Annotated in this window: 22 protein-coding genes; 7 read left to right on the top strand and 15 right to left on the bottom strand. The window is 38.5% G+C overall.

The genetic code is table 11. The features are described from left to right. The gene (locus JWG40_RS10080) at window positions 1–390 is read right to left on the bottom strand and encodes a DMT family transporter (protein ID WP_205285685.1); all 390 of its coding nucleotides are present in this window, start codon (window positions 388–390) and stop codon (window positions 1–3) included. On the opposite strand from JWG40_RS10080, the gene JWG40_RS10075 reads away from it, so the two are divergent. After that, window positions 385–1,302, top strand: coding sequence for an alpha/beta fold hydrolase (locus JWG40_RS10075; RefSeq protein ID WP_205285684.1), 918 nt, complete (start codon window positions 385–387; stop codon window positions 1,300–1,302). The two genes, JWG40_RS10080 and JWG40_RS10075, sit on opposite strands and share 6 nt — an antisense overlap. A 71-nt stretch (window positions 1,303–1,373) precedes the next feature. Here the strand turns inward: JWG40_RS10075 and JWG40_RS10070 are convergent, their stop codons facing one another. The 7 genes from JWG40_RS10070 to JWG40_RS10040 form a co-directional block, all read right to left on the bottom strand. Next, a complete protein-coding gene (locus JWG40_RS10070) occupies window positions 1,374–1,523 on the bottom strand; it encodes a CopG family antitoxin (RefSeq protein WP_205285683.1) in 150 nt (49 codons plus the stop codon). Between the two features lie 337 nt (window positions 1,524–1,860). Then, on the bottom strand, window positions 1,861–2,688 hold the full coding sequence (locus tag JWG40_RS10065) for a hypothetical protein (RefSeq protein WP_205285682.1): 828 nt from the start codon (window positions 2,686–2,688) through the stop codon (window positions 1,861–1,863). Between the two features lie 214 nt (window positions 2,689–2,902). Continuing rightward, window positions 2,903–3,673, bottom strand: a complete 771-nt coding sequence (locus JWG40_RS10060) for a hypothetical protein (RefSeq protein ID WP_205285681.1) — start codon at window positions 3,671–3,673, stop codon at window positions 2,903–2,905. Further along, window positions 3,663–4,586: a hypothetical protein gene (locus JWG40_RS10055; protein WP_205285680.1), complete on the bottom strand. Its 924-nt coding sequence runs from the start codon at window positions 4,584–4,586 to the stop codon at window positions 3,663–3,665. Before JWG40_RS10055 ends, JWG40_RS10060 begins: the two co-directional genes overlap by 11 nt. 72 nt (window positions 4,587–4,658) lie before the next feature. Continuing rightward, entirely contained in the window at window positions 4,659–6,287 is a 1,629-nt protein-coding gene (locus JWG40_RS10050) for a hypothetical protein (protein WP_205285679.1), read from the bottom strand. Window positions 6,288–6,324: 37 nt separating this feature from the next. Then, complete coding sequence (gene lpdA / locus JWG40_RS10045; RefSeq protein ID WP_205285678.1) at window positions 6,325–7,752, bottom strand: dihydrolipoyl dehydrogenase; 1,428 nt, start codon at window positions 7,750–7,752, stop codon at window positions 6,325–6,327. Between the two features lie 43 nt (window positions 7,753–7,795). Then, on the bottom strand, window positions 7,796–8,536 hold the full coding sequence (locus JWG40_RS10040) for a class I SAM-dependent DNA methyltransferase (protein ID WP_205285677.1): 741 nt from the start codon (window positions 8,534–8,536) through the stop codon (window positions 7,796–7,798). A 77-nt stretch (window positions 8,537–8,613) separates the two neighbouring features. On the opposite strand from JWG40_RS10040, the gene JWG40_RS10035 reads away from it, so the two are divergent. The 4 genes from JWG40_RS10035 to JWG40_RS10020 are packed head-to-tail and all read left to right on the top strand — an operon-like array spanning window position 8,614 to window position 12,830. Then, window positions 8,614–9,744 (top strand): hypothetical protein, encoded by a 1,131-nt coding sequence (locus JWG40_RS10035; protein WP_205285676.1) that lies wholly within the window; start codon window positions 8,614–8,616, stop codon window positions 9,742–9,744. Beyond that, window positions 9,745–10,260, top strand: a complete 516-nt coding sequence (locus JWG40_RS10030) for a chemotaxis protein CheX (RefSeq protein ID WP_205285675.1) — start codon at window positions 9,745–9,747, stop codon at window positions 10,258–10,260. It begins immediately after the preceding gene. Between the two features lie 6 nt (window positions 10,261–10,266). Next, window positions 10,267–11,304 carry an alpha/beta hydrolase gene (locus JWG40_RS10025; RefSeq protein ID WP_205285674.1) on the top strand — a complete coding sequence of 346 codons (1,038 nt, stop codon included), beginning with the start codon at window positions 10,267–10,269 and terminating at the stop codon, window positions 11,302–11,304. A gap of 44 nt (window positions 11,305–11,348) precedes the next feature. Continuing rightward, complete coding sequence (locus JWG40_RS10020; RefSeq protein WP_205285715.1) at window positions 11,349–12,830, top strand: DUF342 domain-containing protein; 1,482 nt, start codon at window positions 11,349–11,351, stop codon at window positions 12,828–12,830. Window positions 12,831–12,841: 11 nt separating this feature from the next. Here the strand turns inward: JWG40_RS10020 and msrA are convergent, their stop codons facing one another. Together msrA and mtnA are read right to left on the bottom strand one after the other, a co-directional pair. Then, complete coding sequence (msrA, locus tag JWG40_RS10015; protein WP_205285673.1) at window positions 12,842–13,351, bottom strand: peptide-methionine (S)-S-oxide reductase MsrA; 510 nt, start codon at window positions 13,349–13,351, stop codon at window positions 12,842–12,844. Next, the gene (gene mtnA, locus JWG40_RS10010) at window positions 13,348–14,421 is read right to left on the bottom strand and encodes an S-methyl-5-thioribose-1-phosphate isomerase (RefSeq protein ID WP_205285672.1); all 1,074 of its coding nucleotides are present in this window, start codon (window positions 14,419–14,421) and stop codon (window positions 13,348–13,350) included. The genes msrA and mtnA overlap by 4 nt, the downstream gene beginning before the upstream one ends. Window positions 14,422–14,542: 121 nt before the next feature. On the opposite strand from mtnA, the gene JWG40_RS10005 reads away from it, so the two are divergent. Next, entirely contained in the window at window positions 14,543–14,809 is a 267-nt protein-coding gene (locus JWG40_RS10005) for a sigma-54 down-regulated protein (protein ID WP_002973373.1), read from the top strand. 12 nt (window positions 14,810–14,821) lie between these two features. Here JWG40_RS10005 and JWG40_RS10000 read toward each other — a convergent pair whose 3' ends face one another. From JWG40_RS10000 to JWG40_RS09985, 4 genes are read right to left on the bottom strand one after another with little or no spacing between them, the layout of a single operon-like run. Continuing rightward, entirely contained in the window at window positions 14,822–15,556 is a 735-nt protein-coding gene (locus JWG40_RS10000) for a hypothetical protein (protein WP_205285671.1), read from the bottom strand. Next, entirely contained in the window at window positions 15,553–17,370 is a 1,818-nt protein-coding gene (locus JWG40_RS09995) for a CHAT domain-containing protein (RefSeq protein WP_205285670.1), read from the bottom strand. The genes JWG40_RS10000 and JWG40_RS09995 overlap by 4 nt, the downstream gene beginning before the upstream one ends. Before the next feature lie 12 nt (window positions 17,371–17,382). Next, window positions 17,383–18,093: a hypothetical protein gene (locus JWG40_RS09990; protein WP_205285669.1), complete on the bottom strand. Its 711-nt coding sequence runs from the start codon at window positions 18,091–18,093 to the stop codon at window positions 17,383–17,385. A gap of 37 nt (window positions 18,094–18,130) precedes the next feature. Then, window positions 18,131–19,048: a sigma-70 family RNA polymerase sigma factor gene (locus tag JWG40_RS09985; RefSeq protein WP_205285668.1), complete on the bottom strand. Its 918-nt coding sequence runs from the start codon at window positions 19,046–19,048 to the stop codon at window positions 18,131–18,133. A 45-nt stretch (window positions 19,049–19,093) separates the two neighbouring features. Between JWG40_RS09985 and JWG40_RS09980 the strand changes: the two genes are divergently transcribed. Next, window positions 19,094–20,008, top strand: a complete 915-nt coding sequence (locus JWG40_RS09980; protein ID WP_205285667.1) for a M23 family metallopeptidase — start codon at window positions 19,094–19,096, stop codon at window positions 20,006–20,008. A 33-nt stretch (window positions 20,009–20,041) separates the two neighbouring features. Here JWG40_RS09980 and JWG40_RS09975 read toward each other — a convergent pair whose 3' ends face one another. Continuing rightward, on the bottom strand, window positions 20,042–21,940 hold the full coding sequence (locus JWG40_RS09975; RefSeq protein ID WP_205285666.1) for an AMP-dependent synthetase/ligase: 1,899 nt from the start codon (window positions 21,938–21,940) through the stop codon (window positions 20,042–20,044). Window positions 21,941–21,971 lie beyond the last annotated feature (31 nt).

The following is a 21,971-nucleotide window of genomic DNA, read 5'->3' as shown; positions in this document are numbered from 1 at the left end:
TTACGATTTAACATCAAACATTTGCAAGGCGGTAAGCCAAACACCTACTAATATAAATGCAATTCCTAACCATTGAGTTAAGTTTAATCTTTCTTTAAAAAAAATAGAGGATGCAATAAGCACAATGATAAACCCACTAGAAGTAAACGCAGGATAGGCGAGAGAAAGTTTTAAACCTTTACCCAAAACATACCGGTATCCAAGTAATGCCAATCCAAAACTTGCAAGCCCACCTATGAAATAAGGATTAAACACAGTAAAGAATGTATCCCAAAGGCCACCTGACAAAGTTTTTGTTTGATCTTGTAAGGAAGAGGATTTGATTAAAATATTAGCTAATGCATTGAAGAATACGGCTATACAGAAGAAGAGGATGACCTGGAATTGCATGGGATAGAGACAAAATCCGATCTAAATCGGGAAGGGTCAAATAGAAAAATGAAACAAAAATCCTTTCGGTTCAGAAACTGGGAATGTGCCTACTTAGATTCGGAAACTCCGGGTCCTGTTCTCGTTTTCTGTCATGCCAATGGCTATAGTGCCGGCTGTTACAATTATTATTTTCCATTGTTATCAAAACACTACAGAGTGATTGCTCCTGATTTTTTGGGACATGGTCGTTCCGAGTTTAGTTTAAAATTTCATAATTGGAATGTCTTTCGAGACCAGATCTTAGCACTCCTCGACCACGAATCCATTGAAAAAACAAATATCATTGGTCACTCACTCGGAGGAGCCTCTTCTCTCCTTGCTGCCGCTAAAGAGCCCTCTCGTTTTGAAAAGGTTCTGGCGATGGATCCTGTGATCCTCGGTTGGAAACTCATCCTTCTTTCAAAATTTCTAGAGAATCCACTTGCAAGAGGTGCCAAAAAAAGAAGGACTCATTTTAAATCTATAGAACTTGTTAGGCGGTCGTTTCGAAAATTTCCTGCCTTTGCCAACTTCGAACCTTCTATCTTCGAAGATTATCTAAACTCTTGTTTTACAAATACAGGTCATGAACAGGAAGTCAAACTTTGTTGTGATCCAAAAGTCGAAGCAAGGATCTTTGGACATGCTCATTTTCATGTCTTCAAAAACTTCTACGGCATCAAAACAGAAAACCACATTGCCATTCCAGAAAACTTTGAAGTCTGTAGTCCTAAGTATGCAAATCTCCTCGCCAAAGTGCATCCGAAGTCTGATGTCACCATCTTCCCTGGGTTCACTCATTTTTTTCCTTTTGAAAGACCAAAAGAAACATGGGACTGGATGCAGAGATGTTTAGGAATCAAAGAAGGGCGCCTCGAATTAGTTAGGTGATCGAAATTTTTTAGTATACTCGACCGCGCTATACGCTCCAATCTTTCGCTTAAGCGAAAGGATTTCCGCTGCTATCGCTGGCGCTTGAGGTTAATGTTAGGAAAAGATGTTTTTTCAGGATTCTCGAAATCGAAGAAATCAGTTGCATCATGTTTACCCCAAAATTCAATCTCATCGTCAATAGACTTGAACTTAGGATGTTTCTCTTTTCTAACTTTCATAAACCTTTCGCTCCTTTTGACTCATATCTCTGACAGAAATGATTCTAATTTTATTATTTCGAATATTAAAGTCAGCAAATCGCTATTCTTTTTCAGAATACTTACATTGATTAATTAGAAATATCAGCAATAAAAGAAAAACTAAGTTGATATTATTTTTCATCTATTGTTTTCCTGCAGTTTCTATGAAAAGAAATGGTATGGCCGCTACTAATCCGAATCATCACATAATTGGAAGTGGTAATTTGCATGGCTTCAGCAATTTTCGTACAAGCTTGATTCCGTGTACAGCTGGATTCTCAATTGACTTTGACCATCGCTGGGGCTCTAAAGGAACTTACCTTTCGTATCCAACAGGATCGATGATTTGTGCTTCCAATTTTCGATTGTATTTTTTCTCGTATTCTTTCACCCATTCGTCCATTTCTGTTTCGGAAACATTTTCCCAACGCTGGAGCATCACTCCAGTTAAAGCCGGAAGTTTTAACATACAATTTAAACTTTTATGGGTCAACCGAGAATCATTTAAACGAAGGAAGGTGAGCTTTTTGGCATTGGAGGTAAATTTGCAGAATGCTTGATCAGAAAAAATAGCCTTCTCCTCAGAGATAAATTTATCAAGGTTCGGTATTTCAGAAAAGCAGCTAATATCCTGATCGTTTATTACTACGCTAAAAAAACTGAGGGTGAATTTGTTTGCCTTATTTCGTTTGGAAAGTTCGCAAATTTGTAGGTTGTTTACGGGCATCCTCCAGAATGAATATTTCTCAATGGAAGAACTTTCACAATCGATAAGATCTTTCTCAGGATACTCCGATATCTGGGTGTTTTCGAAAATTACTACTCTTAGATTGTTGATGTTACAAATTTTGCCAAAATCACCAGGCATGTACCGACCATTTTTATTTAACTTTATTGCCGGAGCTCCGTCCTTCACATTATAATCGTTTATATTCGTAAAGAACTTATAGCCTCTGGCTAGTAGCTCCTTCTTTATTTCTTCCTCCGATAAGGAGGAAGGAGAGGATGTGATTGATGCACAATGAAATGTCACCATACAGATGAGTGTTAACAATGCTAGGTAACTCTTTATCATAATTTTATTTGCTCTTCTGAATATAGTCAAACTGATATGGGGGATTCTGTGCATAAGGATTGTTTTCATTTTCTGGATTTCCCAACAATGAGCCCTCTACATTCTCCGGATCAAACTTCGTTCCATTTGCATTCGATGCAGGATCAATCACTGTGTAAGTCTTTCCATCAGGATTCCTCTGTAAAGATATCGTATGGCCTTTTCCAGTGCCATCATCTTTTACTCGCAGAGTAATGGCTTCTGGTCGATTTTCTGCAAGAAAATCACCACGCTAAATAATTAATTAATAAGTGTCTGTTGTAGGATCTGCGATAATGCTCTCAATCTTTCTTCCATGCCTAATTTCGTATTGTCGTACGTATTCGATTCTTTCCATATCAGGCACCTTGGACCAATTTTGAAGCGTCACTCTCGTTAACTTTGGAAGAGAAAATATACAATCTAACGCTTTTTTAGAGAATGGAACATTATTTAGTCCGAAGAAAGTAACAGATGTTACTTTCAAAGTTAATTTACAAATGGAATCTTCACTGATTTTTGATTTCCTTGATATGTATATAGATTTTAATCTGGATATTTTCGAAATACAGTCAATAGTATGATCATTTACATTTGTATTACTAAAATAAAACGCAGGGGAGCCATCTTGTATTTTGTCTGCCAACAAACATAATGAGTCTAATTCTAATTCAACATCTACGAAGTCCAACTTCAAATCACTATTTTTCGAACATGATGCAACTTCATTTTGTGTCAGTTTTGGCATTAAGATGTCTTCAAAACGGAAATGTTTAATACTTTTAATAGAACAAAGACTCTCAAAATCTCCTGTTGTATATTGAGTTTTTTTATTGAACTCTATCGATTCAATCTTTCGACCAGGCTTCCATTTATAACCATTGATTCTATATCCTTTAGAAGCTAATAGAGTCGCAATAGATGCATCATCTTCAGGTAACCTTAATTTAGGAGATGACGTGCATACATCACAACTCAGTATTATAATGACTAGAGGTAATATACTGAAGGCAACTGAGTTACTTTTATTTAACATAATCGTATGCTTTTGGCAAAAACTCCTTATATGGGTTTGATTCCGACTGTGCATTACCTAATTCAGAGTTTTCAAAATTCTCTGGATCAAACTGTGTACCATTAATTTCTGACTGAGATGTATCAATAACTGTGTAAGTTTTGCCATCAAGATTCCTTTGTAAGGATATTGTATGACCTTTCTCGTCTACTTCCTTTACCCTTAAAGTAATCGCCTCTGGTCTATTTTTGATCAAATCGCTTGCTAAGGCTTCATATCTAGCCGATCGACTACCCTTATCTTCTAAACTAACTCGATCAAAATTTCCACCATTAGGTTTTGCATAATGATTGACTATATCCTTCGTGCCACCATTGGCGGTTGCTAATTCCATATTAGATGGGTTTATAAATTTGAGATCAACCATATCCTTCACAAATTTAGTAAAGTCTGGAATCGCATCTCCATAATTTCGTTTTAGCATTCCCCAGGTTGAAACTGCAACACACCATTTACTTCTAAGATAGTTCGCGTCTGATTCGGAGAGATTTTCCGTTTTTATAGTTTCTCCAGTTTCAAGTGACAATAAAAACTTCAAATCTGGTGTTTGCTTGAAAATCCCAGTTGCCATTTGTTCATAATAACTTGGGTTTTTATGCTGCCACATAGCACCAAGTGCATCAATTTCTGCTTTGTTTTCCTTCAGTTTGTTTGCAAGGAAATCATCGGCAGCTTTTTGCCGATCCGCAGGATCTGGATACCTAACTTCTAGAGTTAATTTTTCACCTGGGGTGATAGTTGTCAGCTCCGTAATTCGATTCTGTACGGCTGCATCCGCCAATGCTGTATCAAATTTAAACTGTTCATTAAGTTTGAAATCAGCTTCTGCTTTGTTTCTTTCTTTTAGGACACGGTTCCATTCTTTATCTGCCAACGCTTTGTCGGCAGCTTTCCGCGTTTCAGGCGAAAGATTTGGATCTCTGGTATCAACTGTAATGATTTTGTTCTATCCTGATGCCGGATCAACCACCGAAATTTTTACTTCAAAAAGTCTTTGTTCCCTTGCAACAATTGTATTCATAGAACTTGAAACTTCTTTTTGGATTTTCGATTTTTCAGTGTTAAGTTTTTTTGTCGCATCATTCAGCTCTTTTGTCAAAGGAGCAACTTTACGTTCTTCAATTGCCATTTTAACAACAAGCTTTTCGTAAGAAACTCTCAGTTGATTTGCAACGTCAGCCGGCGTGGATGCGTCTATCGTTGGCGGTTTTAATCCTGCCAATGCCAATTTTTGCTCAGCCGCGTTTCTCTCTTTTGTTGGCAATTTATCAAAAAGTAACTGATGTTGGTTTTCACCAAAGACCATAACCTTTCTTTCTGCGGGCGTTAAGTTCTTGAGATCAATTCCATTTGGCAAAATGGATTTTTCCATTTCATTAAAAGTTTTAATGTACACACTTGTAGCGACATTTTTATCTACTGAGTTAATTTCTTTCCACGTCGCTTCAGTCTTTTCTTTAATTAGCTTTTTTGCAGCATCTTTCGTTAACTGACCAGCTTCAACCAACCTTGCATAACCTTCTACGTATGCATTAAGAGAAGTAATCGTGTCTTGGATATTTTTCGAAGCCCCTGCATTTTCGATAAATTTTCCTTTTGCTTTCGCCGCAATACCAGTAATACCATTCAGTTCTGTTTCTAGAGCATTTTTTTGCGAAGAGTATTTTTTTACTGCCTCAGATAGGGTACGAATTGCGAGATCACCTTGGTATTTCTTTTCGATGGCTTTACGCAACTCAGAAGGCATGCCATCAACCAATTCTTTAGTCTTTGAGTTTCCACCTGAACGATTATATTCACCATTAACTGTATATTCTCCTGACGAATACCAAGGAATAACAGAAGCTCCGCCTGCTAGAATCTCGTTGTTTGGAATGTCTAATACTTCGAGTGCCGCATCCCCATCGTTTTCTTTTCTACCTAACCCCAAGTAACCTAACAACATAAAAGCAAGCGAGCCAGTAGCAGCTGCCCCAGCTGCTGTATTCTCAGCATTTTGTTTTTGTTGTAGTGCTTCTAATTTAGCTGCAATTTCCTTAGGATTAAGACCTTTCAAACTTTCTGGAGTTTCTGTTTTACTAGCAATCAAACGTTCCTTAGCTCTTTCGTTATCGGCAAAGTTTTCAACTTCACTATCTGGAATAACTATAGGCGGTTTGTACTCCGATATTAGCTTTTTATTTAGATCGTCTATGTATGCTTTATCTTTTAAAAACTTTTGTCTATCTTGAGCTTCGTTAATATTTAACATCGCCCAATCGATTTCCTGCATACTGAACCCAGCAGGACCCATTGAAGCCAAGTTAACACCGTCATATTGAGCAGTACTCGTCATTCCGTAACGGTCAAAATTCAGGTTAATTCCCATTTTGTTAAATGGATTCGATTCATCGGACATCGTATAACCAATCCCGCCTGAAGCCATTCCTTGTTGGATGTCGTAGTTAAGACTCAGGTTAAATCCTTTTCGGTCACCGCCTCCGCCATTTACGTTCAAACCTACTTGAGTCGAATTTCCAGAATGAGAAAGTGTTAGTTGGGAATAATCAGTGAACGCCGCCAAACTTGCATCCAAACTGGTAGCTCCATGTTGGGAGAATCGAATAACCCCCCTAAATATTAATCGCTTCACCCAACACCGCTGCTGCACTTTCCATAATTCCTTCTGACAAAGTAGGATGGGCATGGATGGTGTTTGCAAGCTCTCTTACTGTAATCTCCATATTAGCACCTAATGTAAGCTCAGCGATTAGTTCCGTCGCTCCAGATCCAATGATATGAGCTCCTAAGATTTCACCATGTTTTTTATCAGAGACAATTTTAATCATTCCTGTGGTATCCCCTTGGGCTTGGGCTCTGCCACTGGCAGTGAATGGAAATTTTCCAACAGTAACTTCATACCCTAGCGCTTTTGCTTTTTCTTCCGTAAGACCCACACTGGCCACTTCTGGATGGCAATAGGTACATCCTGGAATATAAGAATAGTTCAACTTGGAAATTTGTAAATGGTGGGGGTTCCCCAATCGAAAAGAAATATCTTCGGCAGCACGGATTCCTTCGGCACTGGCAACATGGGCAAGGGCAGGTGTGGAAATACAATCCCCAATCGCGTAGATATGATCCACTGTAGTTCGGTAATTTCCAACAAATTCCACAAATCCATTTTTAAGTTTGATACCAATTTCATCCAAACCGATAGAACTAGTATTCGCTGAGATTCCCACCCCAACTATCACCTTATCAAAGTTTAGTTTTTCTTTTTTTGCCGATTTACGATCTTGTAAGGTGAGCTCCACTCCTGAATCTGAGACCGTAGCTGTCTCCACCCCAAAACTTAAATACTGTTCAATCCCTCTTTTTTTAAAACTTCTTTCTAATACTCCGGAGATCTCCAAATCTTCATTGGGAAGAAGATGGTCTTGGAATTCAATGATGGAAACTTTAGATCCCATACTGGCATAAAAATCGGCAAACTCCACACCTATGGCACCGGCTCCAATGATGCCAAGATTTGGAATTACTTTTGGTTCTGACATGGCATCTCTAGCAGATAACACGCGTTTCCCGTCAAATGGCAAAAAAGGGAGGGCTTTGTTTTTAGCACCGACAGCCAAAATATAAAAATCAGCAGTATATGTGACTAGTTCCCCGGAATTAGGTTTTACTTGGATGGTTTTAGAATTTTGAAAACTGGCCTCTCCATTTACGACGGTGATTTTGTTTTTCTTCATCAGAAACTCAACACCTTTGGCCATTTGGTCTGCTACTGAACGTGATCGTTTGATCACAGCATCGAAGTCTGCTTTAACATTATCACAAGAAAGTCCAAAACTGGCAGCATGTTTTAAATGTTCGAGAACATGTGCACTTTCTAACAATGCTTTGGTGGGAATACAACCCCAGTTCAAACAAACCCCCCCGAGTTTTTCCCGTTCGACGACACATGTTTGCAAACCTAATTGTGCGGCTCGGATGGCTGCGACATAACCGCCAGGCCCTCCTCCAATAACGATCACTTGGAAATGGTTTGGATTGGACATACGTTCTCCCGATAGTTTGAGATACCGTACGAAAAAAAGAAAGTCAAGACCTCTTTTTGGCTACAATGAGCATCCTTGCTCCCGTTTTTATATATTTTTCACCGTCGTAGTTGCTATAAACATGCAAAACATCAAATTTATTATCGTCTAAGAAATTCTGTACTTGTGGGAAATGAAATACACGCATTGTGTGTTTGTCTTTTAAATCCTTTTGATTTAAGTTATAAACATAATTCACTTCCACGATGGCCACATCATCTGCCCTTGTTAAACGAAATCCACGATTTCTTCGAATGGATGTGTCCCCTTGTCTTACATTACTCACCGTAGTGATTGGTTTTCGTTTGATTCTATGAATGGGGTCTGCATTCCAAATTTCCAAAATCAAAAGGCCGGCTTGTTTTAAATTTTTGTGACAATTCCGTAGGAAATTTTGCACCAAGTCATCGTTGATCAGATAATTAAAGGTCCCGTATAAACAAATCACAGAGTCTACCGGTTGTTTGGCGACGTAAACCTCCATTTTTCCCAGTTCAAACTGGCAATGAGGAAATCGAGCTTTGGCTATCTCCAACATTCGGGGAGATCCGTCTACACCGAGTGGTTTGAAACCCATACCCTGCAATTCCTTGATATGTTCTCCTGTCCCACAGCCAATATCTAAAATAGTATGTATTTTATGTCGCTTAAAGGTATCCCGAAGGAAGAGGATTTCTTCCGAAAACTTGCGGCTTGCTTCTTCAATGGTAAAATAGTATTCGGCCAATTCGGAATAGAGTTTCATTTGCCCCTAGCGGAAAGGGAAAATCAGTTCAGCGAATCCCCATTTTACCCGTTATATTGAGTAACGGCTAAGTCACCATGAAACGATATACAATTCCAACAATTTTTTTTATCATTGGAGTCATCCTTCAGTATTCATTCTATTTTTCCTGGGTGAGTTTTACTCTCCTCACCGTTTCCTGTTTGTTACTCGCTTTGTTTTTATACAGTTTGGACTTTCAAAAGCCAGAGTCCCAAAATGAAACCAATCAAAATCTAAATACCAAAGATATATTAGATAAAATTCCACATACAGATGTAGTCTTCGATACAAACACCTCTTTGCCAACAGTACCTTCGAATGCAGAACCGAAACCAAAAGAGATCCTCTGGAAAAAAGATCCCATCTTACTTGCCAGAGAACAAATCCATTCCGAAGGACGATCTTTGTTTTGTGAAACGGTAAAAGAATTCCCTTTTCCTTTTTTTACAGAGAAACTCACTTCCATCCAATATGTTTATTATGATGGAAAAGAATTTAAGGAATGTTATTGGCAAAAGGCCGGTATGATGGTGGAAACCGACGACAATCCAGTGGAATGGGAAGAATATGAAGAAGGAAGAGTAAAAGAATTAACCCCTGCCATCTCCTTCGACAAACGAAAGTTATACATCCCACTTACTATGAATGCACATTTATTTGGCTTTTTATGTTTTTCTACCAAAGAGTCTTGGAATGAATCCGAAATCCAATCTTTCTGGGAAAAATCTACCACCATCTCAGAAAAGATTATGCTTAAAAGAGAATATACAAAGGTAACCAAACATCCCATTTCCAAACTCTTCAATGTATCTCATTTTTATCAAATGGCAAAATCCGTTTTTGAATCCAAAGAAAAAATGACCCTCATTCTATTCAAATTCATTGATACCAATTTTCAATCGGAAATTGCGATCGGTCTAAATACACTTGGCAAACAGAATGCAGTCATTGGTTTAGGTTTGTACCATCTAGAAGAAAATTTGTATGCCGCTATCATTTCGAATGATAAACTCGATCTTTTTTCAGAATTTTTCAAACAGTTCATTGAGGAACTAGATAGCCTGGGATATCCTTCGGAAGTAGCGCTTGGTTTTTCGAACCAATCCATTCCTGGAATTAAATTTGATGTATGGATCAAGGCGGCCTACAAATCTTTGGAAGAGAGTATCCTTTACCACGCAGCATAAATGGATCCTTTAATTGATGAAAAATTTATCCTAACTGTTTCACAAGTTTTACCGGAACACTTTCAAAAAACCTTACTTGTTTATGCAGAAAGGGAAGCTTATGGTCCTTCTAAAAACGAAGGCCTTTGTTTTGAAAATTGTACACTTGTCGAATTTGTTGGAGATATTAATGGAAAAGTTTATCTTGCCTTAGATGGTTATACAAAACTTAAACTCCTACCTAAAATCGCAAAGGCCTTTCAGATCGATCCCACCTCCCGTTCTCATTCTGCATCCATCATGATGGAATTTGCAAATCAGATCGCTGGAAAATTGATTACAGAAATGAGACTGGGACGTTACGAAATTGATATTTTGCCACCAGAAAATTTAAATCATAAACTGGTTCCCATTTCCTTAGAACATTATCGCCAATACATTCTTATCTTCAATCTCAAAGATAGAAGAGGAGAAGATTATATGGGTAGACTCTATTTGATTTTATTGTTGGAAAAATTCCCAACTCCCAAAAACTAATTCCCAATGAAACCTTATGTTTTGGCAATCCCACTCATTTTGGGTTATGCAGGCCTTAAACAAAAAAAATCTTTAGAACGTAAGGAACTCAGAATGCCAGAAACTGGCAGGCGAGTCTTTCATTTTTATCCTACAGGAAAAAATCCAGAATCTTTACCGGGTGTTTATATCCAACATGGAATGAGTGCTCTGGGAATTGACGACCCAAGGATATTGGAACTTGCAGAAAATATTGCGAGCTCTAACCACAGTGTCATTCTTCCGGAACTTCCTGAAGTAAAAGGACTTCGGATCGAAGAAAAAACTATTTCCAACATCCAAGATTTGATGATGGAAATTCATTCCACAAAACATATGTTTAATGGCGATGATTTAGGATATTTATCTGCTAGTTTTTCTGGAGGTATGGGACTTATTGCAGCATCCAAATCAAATACAAGAAACAAAATTAAATCTTCCATGGCCATCGGTGCATACTGTGATTTTTTAGATACCGTACCTTTTGTATTTTCAAACTATGACATCGATCCTTATGCGGTGTATGTCATTCTTTTCAATTTCCTCCATCGTTTTGAGCCGACAATTGCCGAGGAATTAGAACCCATATACTTTGAGGCCGCCTTAGACAACGGACTCAAACGAATGGGAAAGGATCGACTTGCAGAAGGATTACTCAAAAAAAATTCTACCCTCGCCCAGGATTTCTTTTTTCAAGTGGGTGCGGATGAAAAATTACGAATGGAAATAGCGAACCGCGTTCTCGACACTGTTCCACAAAACCTTCCAGAAAATCTTTCCCCTTTTTACCAATTAGAAACCCTCAGTGGTCCTGTGGCTCTACTCCATGGAAAGACAGACCCCGTGATCTCGCCCGAGGAGTCAGAAAAACTGTCCCTGCTCTTCCAGAAAAAAGAAATATCGCACGTCCATCGCACATCGACCGCCCTCACTCATGGAGATAGCCTCCCTCTCCATTCCCAAATTTTTGGAGTTCCCGCTCTCCTTCAAACCTTCGGAAGTTTTCTATATTGGCTCCGCCGATAGAAATTCTCGTTTCTCCTAAGAAACCTGCCGATACTTTTAACAGAATGGACGTTAAAAATGCACCGGACTTCAATCCGGAACGGGGACTGAAAATCCAAATCTCCGAGGATCGACTCACAGCAACTTTGGTCGCAAAACCAATTTGGTTGTTAGGCGGTTCTATGAGCAATATTTTAATCTATGAAGCTCTAGATAATGCAAGCATCCATCGGGATCGAATTTTGATGAAAGAGGTAGATAAGGCTGCCATCGAAATTGATAAAATATTAAAGGATCCCGCAAAAGTAAGAGATGATTTTAATTTTATAGTAGCTCAGGGAAACCCCGCCAAACAAGGGGAAAGTGGTTGGATTAAATTTTATTTTCCAAGAGCACAACGTGTTGTTCTAAAAGATGACGGATCTGCAGATTACAGAAACATAAATAAATACGTTCACGTAAAAGAAGGCGAAAGACTCGCTACACTTTTTGAAGGTATTGCAGGTGAACAAGGAATTGATGTTTTAGGAAATCCAATTTATCCCAATCCGATCGACAGACCTAGACTCACCTTAGGTAAAAACGTTCTTCCAAAAACAGTGGAAGATCCAGAAAAACCTGGTCGACAACTCAAGGAATATTTTGCATCCCTTAGCGGAGTTGTATTTTCAACGGACACCTCTCTCACTGTATCTCCCGAATTAAATATTGAAAGTAATATTGGCCTTGGAACCGGAAACATCAACTTTGAAGGTACCATCCGAGTGAAAGGAACCATTGAAGAAGGTGCGATTGTCAATTGCCAAGGTTCCCTTTATTTAGATGGTAACGTAGAATCTTCCGACGTCATTGTTGGCGAAGACTTAGAAGTGAAAGGTGGAGTCAAAGCCAAAGGGAAAGGTGTCATTCGTATCAAGGGAGATCTTCGTGCAAAATTCATTGAAAATGGAAACCTCGAAATTGATGGCGATTGTATTGTAGAAAATTTTATTTTAGGAAGTAAAATCCTTTGTTTAGGAAACGTAATCCTAACTGGTGAATCTTCCTCAATCATTGGATCAGATATTGTTTCTTACCAAGGAATCACTGTATCTTCTCTTGGTTCTACCGCACAAATGGACACTGTTGTAGAAGTTGGATTTCATTTTAGAAATGATAGACTTTTTACAGAAGGTAGTTCGAAACTTGCCGAATTTGAAAGAGATTTAGAAGCCCTAGTTCCAGAAATTCAAAAAATCAAAGAAGTGGTTCAGAGATCTCGTGGTAAATTGGATGATTCAAGAAAAGAAAAGTTCAAAGAAATCTTTGATGCTTACCAGAAAAAAAGCAAAACTGTTGAATTACTACGATCAAAAATTGAAGAGCTAAAGGGAGCTCGTTACAACCAAGACAATGTTAAAGTGGTTGTACGTAACACAGCCCATCCAGGTGCCGTCATCAAATATAGAAGGCAAGTGGAAAAAATCGGCAAAGCCCAAACTGCATTTGTAATGAACTTCTTTCCAAACCAAGAAAAAGCAATGTTAACTGCTTTTAAAGGAAAATAACCTCTTAGCGCTTACAGCTTTAATCCCAACTTTTTTAGTTTGGGAAAAATCACATAATGGCAATAAGGATTTTGTGGGTTGAGAGTGAAATAATTTTGGTGGTAATCTTCCGCGGGATAAAACTCTGGAGCCTGCGAAATTTCTGTCACGATCGGATCGGGAAAAAGATAAGCATGTTTTCTTTTGGATTCCACAGCTAATTCTTTTTGTTTTTCATTTAGATAGAAAATAACAGAACGATATTGTGTTCCGACATCATTGCCTTGTTTATTAAGTGTTGTGGGATCATGAGAAGCCCAAAAGATTTCTAAAATTTTTGAGTAGGTAATGACCTCGGGATCAAATTCGATTTCAATTACCTCTGCATGACCAGTAGTTCCTGTGCAAATTTCTTTGTAGGTTGGATGAGGATTGGATCCACCTGCGTATCCGGACTTAACAGATAAAATTCCTGGAATCCTAAGATACACAGCTTCCGTACACCAAAAACACCCACCACCTAAAATTGCTTTTTCCGTCATACATTCTTTAGACGAAGAGAAATCTCTGCCGGTACGAAACATCCAAATTCAGTGATAAAGTTTTTGATTAAATGAGCTTTTGTTACATCAAAAGAAGGATTAAGTGCCCTTGCACCCACAGGTGATGTTTTTCCTTCAGGAAATAAATACTTTCCATCCGATCCTTTTAGAAAATCAAACTGAGTGACTTCCGATTCTTTTCTCATTTCGATAGGAATTTCTTCCCCTGATTTTAATTTTAAATCAAAACTATCTTTTGTGGCACAAACATAGAATGGTACACCATGTTCTTTTGCGACTATCCCTAAATTGTAAGTTCCAATTTTGTTGGCAGTGTCTCCGTTGGCCGCTACTCTGTCACATCCGACAATGACTGCATCAATCTTACGATGGTTCATAAGCCATCCAGACATTCCATCAGTGATGATATAACATTCAATTCCTTCTTCCATCATTTCAAAAGCAGTAAGTCTAGAACCTTGTAGGAAGGGTCTTGTTTCATCTGCGTAAACCACTACTTTTTTTCCAGCATCTCGCAAACTTCGAATCACACCTAAGGCCGTTCCGTGACCAGCAGTGGCTAATGCCCCCGTATTACAATGAGTGATGATATGAAATTCCTTTTGGTCTTTAGGAAATAATTGCACCCCATTTTCCCCCAAAGCTTTGTTTGCTGCCAGATCTTCTGTCATCATTTCTTGGCCATAGGTTTCCCAAATTTTCGTGATTGTTTCCCAATCGGTGATTCCTTGGACTCGGTTTTTGGCTTCGCGAATGGCATAGGTCAAATTGACCGCCGTGGGTCTTGACTCGAAAACAGAAGAAAGTAATGTTTCAAGGTCTTTGGGATCGGCTACACCTGTCCGAGATTTGGCGCCTAATGTGAGTCCAAAAACCCCTGTAATGGCAATAGCTGGTGCTCCCCTAACGGCCATTTCGCGGATTGCTATAATGGTTTCTTCGGCTGTAGATAATTTCAAAAATTCTTTTTTCCCAGGAAGAATCCGTTGGTCGAGAAGTTCTAAATATGTGGATTTCCACTGAATGGGCAAAAATTCCGGATGAGACATCTATCCATTTTTTTTGTGCGATGCAGGAAAAAAATACAAAAACGGGTTGACAAATCCCTGTGCACCGCACAAAAAGAGATAGTGCATTGCACAAAACAAAAACCGAAAAGGAAAAATGAAAATGGAACAACAAGTAAAAGACGGATTAAACTTCATCCTAGGCGCAGTAAACACAGCAAAAGTAGAAGCGGAAAAAGCTTTTTCTGAAATCAGCACAGGATTCCAAAGCTTAGCTGCTAAAGGTGCTCAAGACCAAAGCGAAGTTTCTGTAAATCTTAGAAAATACCTTCAAGAAGGAATTTCTCAAGTAGAAACAATCATTGGAAAAGCAAACACAGTTGTAGCAGAAACAAAAGCAAAAGTAGCAACTGTTACATCTAAAGCTTAATTAAATTTTTCTCTAATCAAAGCCCGGATACTTACCTCTATCCGGGATTTTTTTACTCATTCCTTCTTGCCAATCTTTCCAATACCCACCCAACTCTTTGGAAAAATATCCTTCCAAATCATTAAATTCAGAAAAACTCTCATAATTGATTTCAAAAGAAGTGAAATTTTTTTCTGCCGAAGTAAGTAACCTAGTTCGAAACAATTCCATTACCTCCAAACGAAATTCCCGAAACATACGATCCATACTAATGTTTATCAATTGGAAATATTTTTCAATTGCATGGGTAAAGATATGGTCTGCGGATAAAAATGAATACTCTACCGAGTCCTTTGCCATTTCTACAAAGAGTGATTCCCATAAATCGGCCAAAGCACTTTCTTTGTTTTTACAATCATAGGCTTGGCATATAGATGCTCCATAAAAGGAAAAGTTCTGGCTTTTGGGATCTCCAGTAAAAATTGGATGGATCATACAACCAATTCGTTGTTTCTCGGAATCAACATATCCCAAAAAAGGGCAGTTGTAAGTCATATCATCTTTTTTTGGAATCTGGACTTCTTTGGTTTCTCTTTCTTTACGAAAGATGGGAAAACTATGGCGAACTTCAAATTTAACTGTAGAATGGAATTCGGAAGTTCGTTCCAATAAAAGTGTTTTAAATTCTTTTGGTTGTAGTTTTAAATTAAATAAACCGCAACAGGCACCACAAGATACATTACCTACTTCTGGATGGCATAAACTCAATTCTGCTTGGCCCCTAATACAAACGGAGTAAGACCATTAAACACAAGTTCTAAATCACCGGTTTCTTTTCTTTCTTTAAAGTAAGTCGGAAAAGGAATCACGATTTTACGACTTTCATGAACCAAAACTAAATTTCCTTTTTGATTAGAAAGTTGTTCCTGTAATTTGTCTTTTGATCCAGGGGAGGATGGATATAAATAAGCAGGTTTAATACCTTTGAAATAAAAATGCGGATTGTGATTCTCAGAAACCAAAAGAATACTAACTTTCTCCAATTCCGAAAATTCTAATAACATATTCTCTAAAAAGAATTGTAAAATGATTTGGTAGGATTCAATTTCTTCTTCGTTGATTTCATCTCGTTCCCAAGATTCCATCCATCCAACGATTTTAAAAATCGTTTCTTTTTGTTCATGCAAAACCGGCAGAGCCATTTCCAGAATACTTGAAATCTTTAATTTTTGGAAATCCCAAACACATCCATACACAAGTTCCCACCATTTACGAAGTGACACCGCATCATCAGGGTTATTCGGGATTGATTTGTTCATTGCGTGTGCCGCATGATCACTAAAAACCATCATTCCAACTACTTGGCTGATTGCTTCGAACAATTTTACAAGGCCAAGGAGATTGTTTTTATCAATAGATTTCGACTTACTCGTATTGATAAACTTGGAATAAGCGACGGCAATCGGAGTGGGGTAAAACTCTAGAACCGTGGTTGGATTTAGAATTTTTGCAGAATGGAAGTTTTTTCTTTCTTTTACAAATAAAGAAAAATCAGGATTTCCATACAACGCATAGTTGGCCCAAGTTAAATCATTCGCATGGTAGTTTCGCCTAGCAAATTCTTTAGATAAATACAAAGACTCACCCACAGATTTATCAGAAAACAAAAAGGTATAGAATCGAACAGTAAAATCGATGGTTCTTTCGTTGTCTAAAATTTCCCAATTGGTTCCCACAAAGGTTTTGATACCTGCAGTCAAAAATGCTCCTGCATATTGGTTCATAATATTTGTATTTAATTTTTTGCCTGCGGCTTTTGCAGACATACAAGAATTGGAAAATACTAAATCAGTATCGATCCCTGTTGATTTGATCTCCCGTGCCTTCAACACTTTTCCATCGGACAACAACCAACCATTCTCCAATGAATCATCTGAAAAATGAAGGTGACCCGAATAATGAATGATATGTTTATCTTTAATAAGAGAAAGTAACTTTAGTTTGGTGACTTGTTTGCCACCGATAAACTCTAACTCCAAAAGATGAGTCGGAACCTTTTGGCTCAGAACAGAAAAGAGCACCTCCCCTTCTTTTTGTGCATGAGGTAAGTCTTCTGTGGGATCGGCAATGATGAGCATCTTGATCTTTCGATTCTCTTGGTGTGTGGGACGGTGTAATCCTCCACGAATGGTTTTTCCAATTCTAAATTTATCAGAAAGGAAACTAGCTCCATCATGAAGTAGTTCCCAAGGAATCAAGGCGAGGGCAGGATCAATATTAAAATGAATGCTATGTTTGGTTGTATTTTTTAATTTTTCAATGATAGAAAGTGGAAAAAACTGTTGGTAAAAGGTTTCCCCTAACACTTTTAAATCTTGTAGGATGTCGGCATTGAGAATTTGGTTTGGATTGGAAAGAACTGACTGAGAAACGTGGACAAGTCTCTCCACTTCTCCTAAATATTCGAATATTAAGTCATCGTCTAACGTGGACTGAATGTGCGATTCTTCTACAGGAAGATTATCTTCCAAAACATTGAAGATATTAACATTTCCAACTCTATCTATAATAAGGGAGAGCATACTCCCAAGAACCTATCCGACGAGGATAGACAAGTCAAACGATTTTGATTGGCCAGGACCAACAAACTCAATGGTGTAACTACCAGGGATTAACCCCGAGAAGCTCGCACTGCCCTCTAAGTTGATTTTGTTAGAAAGAATAAACCTTCCTTCTCTGCGAAGGTTGACTTGTTGGAAAGCAGGAGTTCCCTCTGCCTTAACAGAAAGATATACTTCTTCTTGGTTTTCCTTTACAATTTGGTAATAGAATTTTTGGTTTTCGCTCGTGGTTTCTTCAAAGATAACAGAATTTGCATCTCCAGAACGAACTTCTGCTGATGCAGAACGCATCGAAGGAGCAAACTCAAAACTCTCTCGAATCTGTAAAGATTCGACAAGACTATCAATCACTCGAATCCCCGATTGGGTGAGACGAACAATGAGACTATCTTTCTTCTCTGGCAAGACTAGATTCTTACGCGTGTATTCTTTTAAAAATTCAGGAAGCGGAAGAGGAGCCTTGCCCATAGTCAATTCGGCTTTCGCTAAATCCCAGGACTCGGCAAAGGGGTGGTTTGTAACCACTTCTTGGCGCAAACTAGCAAAGAAGGCTTCTTCACAAAACCAAAAGGCATCCTGCAAATCAGGATGATTTTGCAACTCATCCTCACTAGGAAACTCACCTCGGACAAAAAGTCCCCTGGCTAGTTCCAGTACCTCTACGTTAAAACCCTGATTTTCCATGTGGACCCCCCACCCTGTAAAAGTATGACGAAGGAAATTAGTCCTCTCCAGCGATCGAATGCATTTTTTTTTGCATTTTTTCTAGGACCCGGAGCAAGGTGACACTGACACCACCTTCGGAAATCCCTAAAATTCTGGCAATCTCTCGATAAGGCGTGCGGACAAGAAAGTGTCCTTTTTGCTTTTTTTCGATTAGCTTTTTCCTTTGTTCATACTTTTTGGCGAGGGCATGGTCCAATCGCTCTTTATAATATTGTGCTTCTACTGAATCACCCTGGGCTTTAGATTTCTTTTGTTCTTTTAAATCCAGAATATTCAAATACAAAGAGGTGATTTTATCCTCCATTTTTAAGTTCTCTTCTTCGCGGCCCGAAAGATCTTCTCTGAGTCGCAAAACTTCAATTCGAATTTCTTCGTCCGAACGACTAGTTTTTTCCGCAATATAACGAATTTCTTCCGGATCTAAATGGAGGTAGTAAACAAAGGATAATTTGAACACAACACGGTTCTCAATTTTGATTGTGGAGAGTACTGAGTGGAACTGATCCGAGACATCGATAGCCAAAGCGAGAGCTTCTGATCGTTTGTCTGGTTCGTCTTCGATGGTGCTGTATTCTTTCCCATCCTTATTGACTTTGGAAATCGTTTGGGTTTTGACTTCCCGCTTGGTGCGCTGCCAATCAATAAGTAAATTTCTGAGAACAGAGAAAAACCAAGTTTTGAAACTGGATTTTCCCACAAAACTTTTGAATCGTTTCCCTGTTTTTAACCTTTCAAATGCGTAGATATAATAATCAGAAGCGTCGTCTTCACTTAAGTGGAAGACGCGGATAGGAAAGTTGTAAATATCTTGTGAGTAGATATCGAAAAAAGTCTGGAGAGACTTTTCGTCGCCAGCGCCGCAAGATTTCACGATTTCTAAAATTTCTTCATTGGTATGAGAAGTTAGTTTCATTATCTACTTTCCTAAAAAGGAACCCGCCTGGACACTTCTCTAAACATGAGAAGTATTGTTGTAGTATTCAGTCTCTTGGCAAGTTTTATTTTAGCAGACGAACCGGTCTCCGATATAAAACCCGAGTTTGGTTGGCCCATCCAGGGTTTGGAATTGTCCGCTCTCATCACAAGCACCTTTGGTGAGTCAAGAAAGGACCATTTTCACAATGGACTCGACATTTCTTCTGTTTTACAACCTGTCAAAAGTATGAGCCAGGGATTTATCCTATACTCCCGTTATGCGGAGGACGATCCGTTTGAAGACGAACGTGGCTCCGGGAATATTGTTTGGATTGCACATAAAAACGGTTATGTGAGCGGATATTACCATTTAGGTGGAACAAGAAATGAGACTGTTCGCACAGGCAAACAGGTCTCTATGGGTGATACCATTGGAATCTCAGGAAATACAGGCCACTCCACTGGCGGCCACTTACACTTCGTTTTGGGAAAAGACTATGGAAAAACTCTTCTGGATCCTTTGACCTATCTCCCACCAGTGGAAGACACAATGCCTCCTCAAATTGCTAACCTCTTCATCCATGTGGGTGAAAATTATACCAATTTAAACGATGGTGATAATATCAATGTATCCAAAGCTTTCCCCCTAACAGTTAGCATCATTGACGGTGGTGTCAAAAATAGCCAACGTAGGGGAGTCAAGGAAGTGAAGTTCCTTTTTAATGGGGAGGCTTACAAACAAGCAACTTTTGGTTCCCTGCGATTTGACTCTGGGAAATGGAAAACCAAAGAAGGACATAGTTTTGATGATTTGTTTTTCAAAGATCGATATTTGGTGGGAGTGCTCAACTTAAAAGCAGGGGAAAATACCATCAAAGTAAAAACAAAGGACTTTAGCGGGCAAGAGTCGGAAAGGGGTTTTAGTATTAATATAACGCGAATTAGTGGAGGGAACTAGGCCCTCCCCTAATCTTTGCCATTCAGAAAACCTTCAGTTGTTAGAATACAATTTAGAAATTTCTGATTTGTATTTGTCAGTGATGACATGTCGTTTTAAAGATAGTTTTGCCGTAAGTTCATCCCCCACTTCAAATGGTTTTGGCAAAACCACAACACCCACTACTCTTTCAAAAGACTTAAATCCTGTCTGTGCATTGACCTTGGTTTTGATTTCTGTTTCAATTTTTTGAATCACTTCTTTTTGGTTCCAAAATTCCCCTGTGAGCAGCTCTTCAAATCGTGATATGTTGGGGTATACAAGAACACTCAAATACTTTTGATCTTGTCCCACCACCATACACTGATCGATCCATTCTGATTCTAAAATTTTTGATTCAATAGGAACTGGCTCCACATTTTCGCCACCTAACAAAACTATTGTTTCTTTAGACCTTCCTACAATGCGTAAATTATGGTTTGCCGTAAAAATACCCAAGTCACCAGTGTTCAACCAACCATCCACCAAAACCTTATTCGTTGCATCTGGATTCTTATAGTATCCAGCCATCACTTGTTTTCCTTTGACGTGGATCTCACCCTTGCGTCCAAATACAAATTTACCAACTTCCGTATCTAAAAAAACTTCACCAGTATGTAAATCAACAAGCCTTAAATGAGTTTTTGGAAATACTCTTCCCACAGAACCAGGAATGATTTCCTCGAACGTCCGCATAGCAAGGACAGGTGCCGTTTCCGTCATCCCATAACCTTCTAAAACAGGAATTCCGATAGTATTAAAAAACTCATCTACATGATAAGGGAGCGCTCCTCCACCAGAACAAGACCCTTTTAGTTCTCCTCCCGTTGCCTTTCGAATTTTTGATAGAACTAAAAGGTCAAAAAACAGATGTGGTAAACTCACCAAAAAAAATCGATATAAGTGATAAACAAAACGAATGCCCTGTTTCCAGAAAACAACTGGATGAATGTCTAAAACATTTCCCGTAATGATTTGTCTCGAAACAAAAAATCTTTTTGCAAAGAACATCGCAATTTGAAACATCTTTTGTTTTACAGCGGATGATTTGGCAAGTGTTCCCAAAATCCCGGAATAGATACTTTCCCAAAGTCTTGGAGCAGATGCCATAAAGTTAGGTTTTACAAATCTTAAATCTTCTTTTAATGTGCGAACACTGCTGTAGTAAGTGCAAGCTCCATAATACAAACTAAAGATTTCAAAGATTCGTTCAAATATATGCCAAATGGGTAATATTGATAGTGTTCTATCACCTTTCTCTAAACGAATCGGAAGATTTTGCAATTGAAATAGAATATTTCCTTGTGTCAACATCACTCCTTTGGGTGTTCCTGTAGTTCCCGAGGTGTAGATCATAGTAAATAGATCCGATTCTTTAATCGTACTGTTCAAAAATAGTGAATCTGTTGTATCGGCCTTACGAAGCTCCTTTCCTTTTGCCACTAGCCCTTGCAAGGTGGATATTTTGATTTTACGAGAACTCATCTCTTTATTTCCTTCTTTCGGAGGATAGATGATTACAATTTCTTTTAAAAATTCCAACTCTGATTCCAAACGAATGACTCTTTTGAATACCGCTTCATTTTCCACAAAAAGAATCTTTGATTCTGAATGATTTAGGATATAGAGTATATCGTGGTCAGTTACATCGGATGCTCTTGGTACATCGACTGCACCTAACAAAGTAATAGCTATACTTGTTTGGATCCATTCATAGGCATTGTCTGCAAAAATTGCGACCTTTTCTCTTTCAGATAAATTCGCCCGCAGTCCAAATGCCAAATCCTTCGCATCCGAAAGCAAGTTGTTATAAGTTTTAAATTGGTAAACACCAGCACCGACTCGGGTGGCAAAAGCATTTTTATGTCCGAATTTAGCCGGAAGATTTAAATAAAAATCAATCATAGTTCGCATTGAATTTCCTCGTTACGAAAGCAATTCTAAC

The organism is Leptospira abararensis (genome assembly GCF_016918735.1).
Classification (GTDB): domain Bacteria; phylum Spirochaetota; class Leptospiria; order Leptospirales; family Leptospiraceae; genus Leptospira_A; species Leptospira_A abararensis.
Note: the sequence above shows the minus strand (reverse complement) of the source record. Positions and strands in the feature narration are given on the sequence as shown.

Bases quoted from the DNA above. Each gene is read 5' to 3' on its own strand.
- JWG40_RS10080 (WP_205285685.1), bottom strand. From the start codon at position 390: ATGCAATTCCAGGTCATCCTCTTCTTCTGTATAGCCGTATTCTTCAAT.
- JWG40_RS10070 (WP_205285683.1), bottom strand. From the start codon at position 1,523: ATGAAAGTTAGAAAAGAGAAACATCCTAAGTTCAAGTCTATTGACGAT.
- JWG40_RS10065 (WP_205285682.1), bottom strand. From the start codon at position 2,688: ATGAAAACAATCCTTATGCACAGAATCCCCCATATCAGTTTGACTATA.
- JWG40_RS10060 (WP_205285681.1), bottom strand. From the start codon at position 3,673: ATGTTAAATAAAAGTAACTCAGTTGCCTTCAGTATATTACCTCTAGTC.
- lpdA (WP_205285678.1), bottom strand. From the start codon at position 7,752: ATGTCCAATCCAAACCATTTCCAAGTGATCGTTATTGGAGGAGGGCCT.
- JWG40_RS10040 (WP_205285677.1), bottom strand. From the start codon at position 8,536: ATGAAACTCTATTCCGAATTGGCCGAATACTATTTTACCATTGAAGAA.
- JWG40_RS10035 (WP_205285676.1), top strand. From the start codon at position 8,614: ATGAAACGATATACAATTCCAACAATTTTTTTTATCATTGGAGTCATC.
- JWG40_RS10030 (WP_205285675.1), top strand. From the start codon at position 9,745: ATGGATCCTTTAATTGATGAAAAATTTATCCTAACTGTTTCACAAGTT.
- JWG40_RS10025 (WP_205285674.1), top strand. From the start codon at position 10,267: ATGAAACCTTATGTTTTGGCAATCCCACTCATTTTGGGTTATGCAGGC.
- JWG40_RS10020 (WP_205285715.1), top strand. From the start codon at position 11,349: ATGGACGTTAAAAATGCACCGGACTTCAATCCGGAACGGGGACTGAAA.
- msrA (WP_205285673.1), bottom strand. From the start codon at position 13,351: ATGACGGAAAAAGCAATTTTAGGTGGTGGGTGTTTTTGGTGTACGGAA.
- mtnA (WP_205285672.1), bottom strand. From the start codon at position 14,421: ATGTCTCATCCGGAATTTTTGCCCATTCAGTGGAAATCCACATATTTA.
- JWG40_RS10005 (WP_002973373.1), top strand. From the start codon at position 14,543: ATGGAACAACAAGTAAAAGACGGATTAAACTTCATCCTAGGCGCAGTA.
- JWG40_RS09995 (WP_205285670.1), bottom strand. From the start codon at position 17,370: ATGCTCTCCCTTATTATAGATAGAGTTGGAAATGTTAATATCTTCAAT.
- JWG40_RS09990 (WP_205285669.1), bottom strand. From the start codon at position 18,093: ATGGAAAATCAGGGTTTTAACGTAGAGGTACTGGAACTAGCCAGGGGA.
- JWG40_RS09985 (WP_205285668.1), bottom strand. From the start codon at position 19,048: ATGAAACTAACTTCTCATACCAATGAAGAAATTTTAGAAATCGTGAAA.
- JWG40_RS09980 (WP_205285667.1), top strand. From the start codon at position 19,094: ATGAGAAGTATTGTTGTAGTATTCAGTCTCTTGGCAAGTTTTATTTTA.
- JWG40_RS09975 (WP_205285666.1), bottom strand. From the start codon at position 21,940: ATGCGAACTATGATTGATTTTTATTTAAATCTTCCGGCTAAATTCGGA.